The sequence below is a fragment of the Streptomyces coffeae genome, assembly GCF_016741875.1.
In the GTDB taxonomy this organism is placed as follows: Bacteria; Actinomycetota; Actinomycetes; order Streptomycetales; family Streptomycetaceae; genus Streptomyces; species Streptomyces coffeae.
Genome location: NZ_JAERRF010000038.1, coordinates 57006 through 65679 on the forward strand (window position 1 = coordinate 57006; position 8674 = coordinate 65679).

An 8674-nucleotide genomic window follows, 5' to 3' on the forward strand; every position below is an offset into this window, starting at 1 on the left:
GGCGCCCCAGCGCTGCCGGGCGTTGGTGACCGCGGTCAGCCGTGGTCCCCGGTAGAGGAAGGAAGGATGCCGGTGGTGTCGCGCCCAGTCAGCGGCATCGTCCACCAGTTGGCCGTGCAGGGCGCGGTTGGCCGGGTCATCTTCCGAGCCAGCCGCGTAATCGCCCCCAGACATACAGCAAGGCCTCATGGGTGATCTGCGCGGTGTTCTCACCCACCACGATCAGACGTTGAGCGGCAAAGGCCTCCACCACCTCCTGGACTGCCGACCCCGGATCACCATGCCGACCGGGACCTGGGCCATCCTGCCGGCCCGCGGCCGGAGCAGGGGCCCGGGAGTGGTCAGCATCGGTGGAGCTGGGCCACCAACCGGTCACCGGTGCTGACCGCCGCCCTCCCTTGCCCGGCGGCGCGGGCGTCCACCACATCCCGCACCACCACAGGCACCTGCTCCGGATCGGCCTCCAGCATCGTGCGGATGGCACCCGGGTCACGCCCAGCAACCCTGGCAAGCACCCGGGCCAGCTCATCACGAGGCCGGGAGGTGGGATGCATCACCGCAACCGGCCACCGCGCCGAATCCGCACTCAGCTCACCATCAGCGAGCGCGGGCAGCAGCCCGGCACGCACCAGTGAGGACTTGCCCGCCCCCGAAGCTCCGGACACCATCAAGATCCCAGGCCGGTCCAACCGGTCAGCAACCGTGTCCACCAGCCGCGAAGTCAGCTTCTCCCGTCCGTAGAACCACTCCGCCTGCTCCACCTCGAACGGCGCCAACCCCAGAAACGGGCACTCAGCCACCCACCCGTCGCCGATCGCCGTCTCCCCGGGCTGCTCGTTGTTCCCCGCCGGCTTCACCGCCGACTGCCGTGCCCAGGGCTCGGCATCGGGCGGGAAACTGCGGGCGGCCCGCAACCACCGCCGCCCACTGCTCCTCATCCAGCAGACCCCCACTGACCCCGCCAGCCAGCACCCCCGGCCGCGGCAGTGCTTCAATCAGCACCCGGATCAACACCAGAAACGCCGCCTCCGACTCGGGCAGATGACGACCCCGCTTCCAGTCACTGCCCCTGCGCCCCGAGACCGGCCGGCCCCGACCGGCAGGCCGACGCCGGTTGGCCTCGGTGCACACCGTTGTCCGGACCGGTCCGGACCGGAAAGCCACTCTAGGACCGCCACCAGCGCCAACGCCGCCACAGTGACACAAACGCTAAGAGCGGTAACGCAATCGATGGGTCAATCAACATGCACCGCGCGGTCGCCGTACGGCAGCGTCTCCGGCCGCACCGGTGCCGGTGAGCAGGTTCCTGCGGGGGCGGCACCAGAAAAATCTTGGATTCTCCCGTCATAGCGCCGCACCGGACGTCTCTGTGTAGGTGTGGACACGAAGTGTGAAGCACAGCCGGGAAAGGAGAAGGATGCCGACGTGGGACAGCCTGACGCGGCGACGGTCCAGGAGCCGTCCCGCCCGACCGCGACCGCGCCACCTTCTGGGAGCGGTCGGTCCGACTCCGGGCGGGAGAGCCACGGCGGTCGGCCACACGGGTACCCCGCGTTGGACACCGCAGACGATTCCGGCCTCCGCATCACCGGATTCACCCACAGCTGAGTATCACCGTGATCCCTTGCCTGCCCGGGTGCAGAACCTCGGCCGGCAACGTAGGTGGCGCCGCCATGACGGCAATCTTCCAGGGTGCCACCCGACTTGAGTGGAAGGCTCTTCGATGCACTTATCCTTGGGCTCGTGGCGGCAAGAGCAGCCTCTCTCGGACTCCGTTCTGATACGTGCGGTACGCAACGGACAGACCGGCTTCTTTGAGGATCTCTACTGCCGTCACTACGCCGCTGTGCAGGCATACGCCTCCCAATGCGTGACAGGCCGACGGCAGGCGCACCAGGTGACCTCACATGTCTTTCAGCAGCTGCTGCAACGATTGCTGTCCGGGGAACCTTTCGTCGAGGCCCGTCACCCCGGCTGCCTGCGCCCCCAGTTGCTGGGGAATGCCCGCACCACCGCGATCACTCGCTGGCACCGGGAGCGCGACACGCTCTCGCCGGACTTCCATGCCTGGGTCGCGGCGGGAGGCCGGTGGCCCTGGGGCGAGGACGGACAGCTGGCCCTCGCCTTCCAGCGTCTCCCGGCCACCACCCAGTGCCTGCTGTGGCACTCGATGGTGGAACGGGACGATCCCGCGTTGACAGCCCGCATCGCAGGGCTGGCTCCCGATGCCGCTCCGGCCGCATGCGAGCTGGCCGCAAGCGCACTGAAGCAGGCCCGCACGGACCTGTATCTCGAGCGGCTGGGGCGCCCCGGCTGCAAGGACGCGGCCAAATGGCTCACATCCCGGCCGGAAACACCTCCGGCCGAAGAAACCGCGGACCATCTCCGCTCCTGCCCAGCCTGCATGAGCCTCTACAAAGACGTGACCCGGCTCGACAAGCAACTCGCAGCGCAACTCCCGGTACGGCTGCTGGGCTGGTGGACCGGACAGCACTACCTCCATGCCAAGGCCGCCACCCCCCAGCCCCTGGGCGATACGCCGCTCCTGGCCACATCTCCGGGCCGAGCCCGGGCCGCTGCACCCGCAGCGCGTTCGTATACACGCCGGGCCACAGCCACCACCACCCCCAGGCACCGAGGCAAGGCCACAGCAGCCTCCCTGCGCCGCACTCGCGTTCCTCGCCCCACCCGAGCCTCGGTCGCCGTCGTCGGCTTCCTGATCGGTCTTGGAGTGGCCATCCTCACGCTGATCCACTTGCGGCCGGCAGGGTCGGCCTCAGCTCGCTTCACCGCCTCCATTCCGACGCTCACCAGCGCCGATCGAGGCAGGTGACCGTGGAGCGCGAACGCGAGTGGGATGCGGCAGTACGTGAGCCGCTGGCGTCAGCGGGGAATACCCCGGCGCTGGTGCTCGTCGAGGGAGCGGCTGGGACGGGCAAGAGCCGGTTCGTGGACTGGCTGCTCGCGCAGTCAAAGCTCGGCCGGGCGCCTCGCCTGACAGTGACGTTCACGTCTTCAGGCGCCTTCGTCGCCCAGGAGCCCACCCGACCGGCAGGGGCCGCGTCGGCGGTGAAGGAGGCCGGGCCCACATGCCGTCCCGGAGGCCCGCAGACCGGAGGCCCGGTGCCGCCACGGGCGGCTCGACTCGAGGCTGCCTCGCTCGCGGAGCTGGCTGCCTCGCCCGGCACCGGTGCTCCGGTAGTGCTGGTTGCCGAGGACATGCACCGGGCGAACGAGCAGGACGCACGCGCGCTGCGCAGCGTGTTGGCTCATCCTCCGGCCGGGCTTCTCGCCGTGCTGACCTATCGCCCCGAGGAACTGGCCCATCCCGGGCTGGTGTTGGGTGCCCGGGTGGGTTACCCGGCCGGGTTGACCATCATCCGGTTACGGCTCGGACCACTCAGCGAGCCCGAGGTCCGCCGGATGGCGGTGGACGCGCTGGGCGAGGACCTCTGCTCCAGGCAGTTCATCACCCGGCTTCATGAGCGCTCGGGCGGAATCGCGCAGGTGGTTGCTGATCTGGCCGCGGAGCTGAGGACGGCCCGTTCCCTGGCGGGCGGAACAGCCAAGCCAGTCGGACGGGGCCGGTTGACAGCCAGGGACGCGGACGAGGCTGCGGTGCCGGTTCGCCTCACCGAGTTGGTGCTCGGCCGCATGGCGGCGCTGGATGAGGAGCCACAGCGCGTGGCGAAGGCGGCGGCAGTGCTCGACGGGGCCGCGACCGAGAAGGAGTTGACCTTCGTGGCAGCCCTACCGGAGGGAAACGGCCGCACGGCGCTGACGGCTACGCTCTCCGGGGCGGTGCTGCACGAGTTCGCACTCGGTCAGTACGGATTCTGCGTACCGGCGGGAGCCGCGGCCGTCCATCAACTGATACCCGGCCCGGTACGGCGGGAGATGCACGAACGCGCGGCCGAGGCGTTGGTGGCCCGGCGCCCGGTGCCATGGGCGCTCGTGGCACGCCAGCATTTCGCGTCCGGCCGGATCGCGGCGTGGCTGGGGAGTGTGGAGAAGGCCGCGCATGAGGCCATCGAGGCCGGGAACCACCAGCTGGCGATCTCGTTGCTCGAGGACACGCTGGCACGTCCTGTGGTCCAGGGGTCGGACAGGGCTCGGCTGGCCTTGATGCTCGCACGCAGTGCGTCCCACGGCCCCCGCTCCGACCGGACCGTGGAGGTCCTGGAACACCTGGTCGATGACCCTGCGCTGCCCGCCGCTGCGCGTGGCGAGATCCGCCTGGGCCTCGGTTTAGTTTTGCTCCAGTGTGACCAGGATGGGCAGAGCGGCGATGGTCGTGCCGAACTCGTCAAAGTTGTTGAGGAGTTGAGTTGCTCCCCGGCGCTGGCGGCGCGGGCGATGTCGGCCCTTGCCTTGCCCTACTGGCCCCGTGGTTCGCTGGCGGACAGTCTCGCCTGGTTGGCGCGGGCCGAGGCGACAGTGGCCGAGAGTGGGGACGCGGTGGCTGAGGCCGCGGTCGCGGCGAATCGGGCGGCCGCGCTGCTCAGCGTAGGTGATCCAGACGGGTGGCGGCACCTGGAGCAGCTCCCCCGGGACAACGATGACCTGCGGATTCTCCGGCACTCAGCCCGTGGTCTGGCCAACGCCGCCAGTGCGGCCACCTGGCTGGGCGAGTACCCGCGAGCGCACGACCTGTTGGCCTCGGCACTGAAGCTGGCCGCCCGCAATGGGCAACGGTGCGGGCCACAGGCGACTCGGGGCACGTCGCTGCTCTTGAACATGATGACCGGCCACTGGGCGGGCCTGCCCGACCGGGCCCGCACGCTGCTGGCGGAGGCGGACGAGATGCCGTACCCCGCGGGCGACGCCAGACTGGTCCTCGGCCTGCTCGCCCTGGCGAGGGGCGAGTGGTGCCAGGCGGGCAGCTGGCTCTCCGGTGCCGGCGTGTTGGAAGACGACGGCCCCGTACCGCGGGTAGTGGCGGCCGCGGGCGGTCGCATCAGGCTCGCGCTGGCCCGCCAGGACCTGGCGGACGCGGCCCGGGAGGCGGCCGAGGGCTGGGCCAGACTGCGGGCCAAGGCCGTGTGGGTATGGGCGGCCGAACTGGCCCCATGGGCTGTGGAAGCAATCGCCCGGGCTGGACAGTTGGACACGGCACGGGAGATGGTGGACGAGTTCGCGGCAGGCATCAAGAGCCGACAGGCACCCGCCGCCGCAGCAGCACTGACGTCGTGCCGAGCGGTACTGGCCGAGGCGGACGGCGAACGCCGCACAGCAGTCGAGCACTTCCGACACGCCCGCACGCGCTACCAGGCACTTCCGCGGCCCTACGAGGCGGCCCTCGCCGCGGAGGCCGTCGGACGGTGCACCCTGGGTGACAGCACCGATACCGCCGCCGGCATCTCGGAACTGACCACCGCAGCGGACGAGCTGTATGCCATTGGCGCGACATGGGACGTGGCCCGAGTACGAGCGGAACTGCGGTCACATCCGAGCGCCAGACGCCGCCCGCCAGGCCGTCCCAGCTACGGTGACCGGCTGTCGCCGCGCGAGCAGGAGACGGCGGAGCTCGCCGGTGCCGGCATGAGCAACCGCGAGATTGCGAGCGCCCTGCACCTGTCCCCACGGACGGTCGAGCAGCATGTGGCCCGTGCCATCAAGAAGTTGGGGGTCGCCTCCCGGCATGCCCTCGGCTCGATGGCACGCAACGGCGAGCAGGGGAGTTGAGCAGTCGGCTGTTCCGAGACCACACACCTGGCCCTGGGCGACGGACCGATTCGACTCGGCAGCGTCCGCGACCCTGCCCAGGCGGTCGTGCGACGGCCCGGCGCCCTGCCCGAGACCGCACGGCGCCGAAGGTGGCGACGGCCGACGGCCAGCCGTGCCGTGAAAGACGTACGCCCGCTTGTCAAAGCGCGTGGCCACGGCCCGGGAGATCTTCAAACGGTTGATCAGCCGCTCGACTTCGTTCCTGCGGGCACAGCGCGTGCCGGGTCGAAACCAGCGGGTCTGCCGCCGTTGCTGCCACGGCGCCCATGGTGAGCCCGCTGGTCGCGAGGCTCGGGATCTGCCGTCAGCGGCTGCGCCTGGCGTGCGTTGCCACCGTGCTTCGGAGCGTCGAAGTCGACCGTGCATCGCCGGTTTGCCATCTGGTCCCGCGCCGGGGTCTGGGGATGGCTGCATCAGAAGGTTCTCCAGCACCTGGACGAGCGGGACCTGGTCGGCTTGTCCCGTGCGGTCCTCGACTCCGCCCATGTCCGCGCTAAAAAAGGGGCCGAACTTGCAGGTCCGAGCCCCATGGACCGGGGTAGGCCCGGTGCGGGACGAGCTTCGGTCGCCAAGCTCGAGCAGGACCTGGGCAACTTTCGGGGGCAGTTGCAACTTGTGGCCGTCAAGGTTCAGGTGCACGGTCGAGCCGTCGTCGATGACGTCGTGCACCGTGAGCTCCAGCAATCTGGTGCATCACAGCCCGAAGAGCGGGACCGGGCCCCGCCGACGGTGTTTGTCGGCGGGGCGCGGCGCTGGGCGCCGGTCGGCCTGATCCGGAGTTAAGAGCAACGATTGACAGCCGCCCAGGACCGTCTGCCATGCCACGGGCTGCGAGGCGTCCGAGCCCGTGGCCGCCTCACCGTCGCAGTCTCACGAGGGCGAGATGAGTGACGTGGCCGAGAGGGCGAGGATCCTCGTCGTCGACGATGACCCCGAGGTGCCGAGGTGCGGGCCGCCTTCGAGGACGGGCTGGCGATCGAGGGCTTCACCGTCCGCGGCGCCGCCGACGGCCTGGACGCGCTGAGCACCGTGGCCAAGTGGAGCCGGACGCCGTCGTCCTGGAAACGGCCGTCGATATGGCTTTTGCGTTCCCTGGGTCAGTTGTCAAGGCAGCACTGCCCAGGGTCGAGGTCCCTGCTACGAGGGGGTCAGAACCCAACGACACGGCCCCGAAGTCCTGGCCCAGACACCAGCCGCAAAGCAGCGGGGGTCACGCGCCACCGCCGTGGCTTGGAATACCGTGTCCGTACCGTGTCTTGGACTCAGGGCGTTGCTGCTGCGCGGGCACGAGGTGTGGAGAGGCGTCGCATGCATGGTCTCTCGACGCCCAGATACAGCAGCCATGAGGCCAGCACGACCAGCGGAAGAGCGACGGGGAAAATCGCGATGCCGTTCCATTCCTGTCCTTTGAGGGGCAAGACCACCAGCGCCAGTGTCATGCCGTGGACGAGATACATTGCGTACGAAATCTCGCCGAGGAAAACGGCAGGTGATGTGCGCAGCAGCGACGCTTTGCCGCATCGGTCCAGCTCCGCAGTCGCGTGGACCAGCAATACGATCGGGATCACGGTCGCAGCCGCATACGTGCAGGTTTCAGGCAGGTATCTGCTGCCGAAGATGATTGTACCGATGACGCTCATCCCGGCTGGGAAAGCTCCGATCCGAGGCAGCTGGATTCCGGTCATGGCGATACGGGCCGTCAACATGCCGAGGACGAATTCGGGTAGGCGTGCGAGGGGTAGCAAGTACACGGACCAGAAGCTGAAGAATGCCGTGCCATCAGGACCAACGACGAATGTGCAGATCATTGGCCACGTCCAGGTGAGGGCGATGGCTGTTCCGGCACCAATGAGAAGGCCGCGTCGCGACAGTCGAACGACCAGTGGCAGGAGTGAAGGGAAAAGGAGATAGAAGAACATCTCCGCAGCCAGTGACCAGGAAGGGGGATTTCCTGCCAATACGAAGCGCTGACTGGGAATCCAGGTGTTTACCAGAAATAGATTGGACACATTGGCTGCGGTTCCGGAAACACTCACAGTGGCCGCAGTGCTGGTAAAGATCAAGGCGGCCACGACCAAGCACCAGGTGAATACGTGATTGGGGAGAATCTTGGCGACACGCCGACGCCAGAACGCGTGTGCGGTGTCGGTCGGGCGGGCGGAATAGGTGAGGACGTAGCCGCTCAGTATGAAGAAGAGCGATACCGAAGACGCTCCCACCCAGACTTCGGGCCGCAGGTCTTCAACATCAGGGTTCATCAGCAGGAAGCTATGTGTGTAGACGACTCCTCCCGCGGCGACGAAACGTAGACCGGTCAGGGAAGGCAGGCGCTGGGCGTGAAGGCGCATGCTGTCCTGCGCCGACAGGTCCGCGTCTTTGTGACTGGTGATAGCCCGTCCGTTTGTGGAGGCACGGCGGGACGGCAGTTGGAGCACATGGCGCATGCGCGACCTCCTGCTGATGGGCACCGGGGCCCATAGCCGCCGCTCACATGCATGGGTACGCGGGCGGGTCACCCGGGATCGACATGGACGTCTGACCGTGGCCGTGGAGAGCTGGGCGACCCATCGCGCGGACTGGCACGATTGACCCACCGTTTCGCGCCGCGGCATAGGGGGGAGGGCGTATTTCACCCGGATGGCCTACAGCGGACCTCACGGCCTCCCGCCACTCGTCGGACAGGCCCAACGCTTCGCCGCCCTCAATCCGGGCCGATCCGGCGCTGGGGCCCTGCGTTCGCTCGTGACAGGAGGGTGGAGCGGCAGCGAGCGACCTCCCCAGGTGCCACTGCCGCCCCGCCGACTCTGCCACTACCGCGAAGGCCCGGCTCACGCCTGGGCTTTCGCACTCGGCCAGTTCCTCCGGCAGCGGCTCCTCACTGGTGGCGGCCGTCACGACAGCCTGGGCCACCACGCGTAGCTTGGTGTTGCTGTGTTGCTGGTGGGGT

5 protein-coding genes and 3 pseudogenes are annotated in these 8674 nt (G+C 68.7%); 4 read left to right on the forward strand and 4 right to left on the reverse strand.

Annotation, left to right across the window (positions count from 1 at the left end; translation table 11 throughout):
- Positions 1–136: 136 nt before the first annotated feature.
- Both JK363_RS44900 and JK363_RS37010 read right to left on the reverse strand, forming a co-directional pair.
- A complete protein-coding gene (locus tag JK363_RS44900; protein ID WP_372444930.1) occupies positions 137–427 on the reverse strand; it encodes an nSTAND1 domain-containing NTPase in 291 nt (96 codons plus the stop codon).
- Entirely contained in the window at positions 342–938 is a 597-nt protein-coding gene (locus JK363_RS37010) for an ATP-binding protein (protein WP_201882311.1), read from the reverse strand. The genes JK363_RS44900 and JK363_RS37010 overlap by 86 nt, the downstream gene beginning before the upstream one ends.
- A gap of 959 nt (positions 939–1897) precedes the next feature.
- On the opposite strand from JK363_RS37010, the gene JK363_RS37015 reads away from it, so the two are divergent.
- Positions 1898–2833, forward strand: a complete 936-nt coding sequence (locus JK363_RS37015) for a hypothetical protein (protein ID WP_201882317.1) — start codon at positions 1898–1900, stop codon at positions 2831–2833.
- Positions 2834–2835: 2 nt separating this feature from the next.
- Positions 2836–5685 (forward strand): LuxR C-terminal-related transcriptional regulator, encoded by a 2850-nt coding sequence (locus JK363_RS44450; RefSeq protein ID WP_201882318.1) that lies wholly within the window; start codon positions 2836–2838, stop codon positions 5683–5685.
- 153 nt (positions 5686–5838) lie between these two features.
- On the opposite strand, the pseudogene JK363_RS37025 reads toward JK363_RS44450, so the two are convergent.
- Positions 5839–6026, reverse strand: a pseudogene (locus tag JK363_RS37025) (IS5/IS1182 family transposase); the annotation flags it as partial.
- 4 nt (positions 6027–6030) lie between these two features.
- On the opposite strand from JK363_RS37025, the pseudogene JK363_RS37030 reads away from it, so the two are divergent.
- Positions 6031–6279, forward strand: a pseudogene (locus tag JK363_RS37030) (transposase); the annotation flags it as partial.
- A 331-nt stretch (positions 6280–6610) separates the two neighbouring features.
- Positions 6611–6791: pseudogene (locus JK363_RS43315) on the forward strand (DNA-binding response regulator); the annotation flags it as partial.
- 198 nt (positions 6792–6989) lie between these two features.
- Here the strand turns inward: JK363_RS43315 and JK363_RS37035 are convergent.
- Positions 6990–8171: an acyltransferase family protein gene (locus tag JK363_RS37035; RefSeq protein WP_236076430.1), complete on the reverse strand. Its 1182-nt coding sequence runs from the start codon at positions 8169–8171 to the stop codon at positions 6990–6992.
- Between the last annotated feature and the right edge of the window lie 503 nt (positions 8172–8674).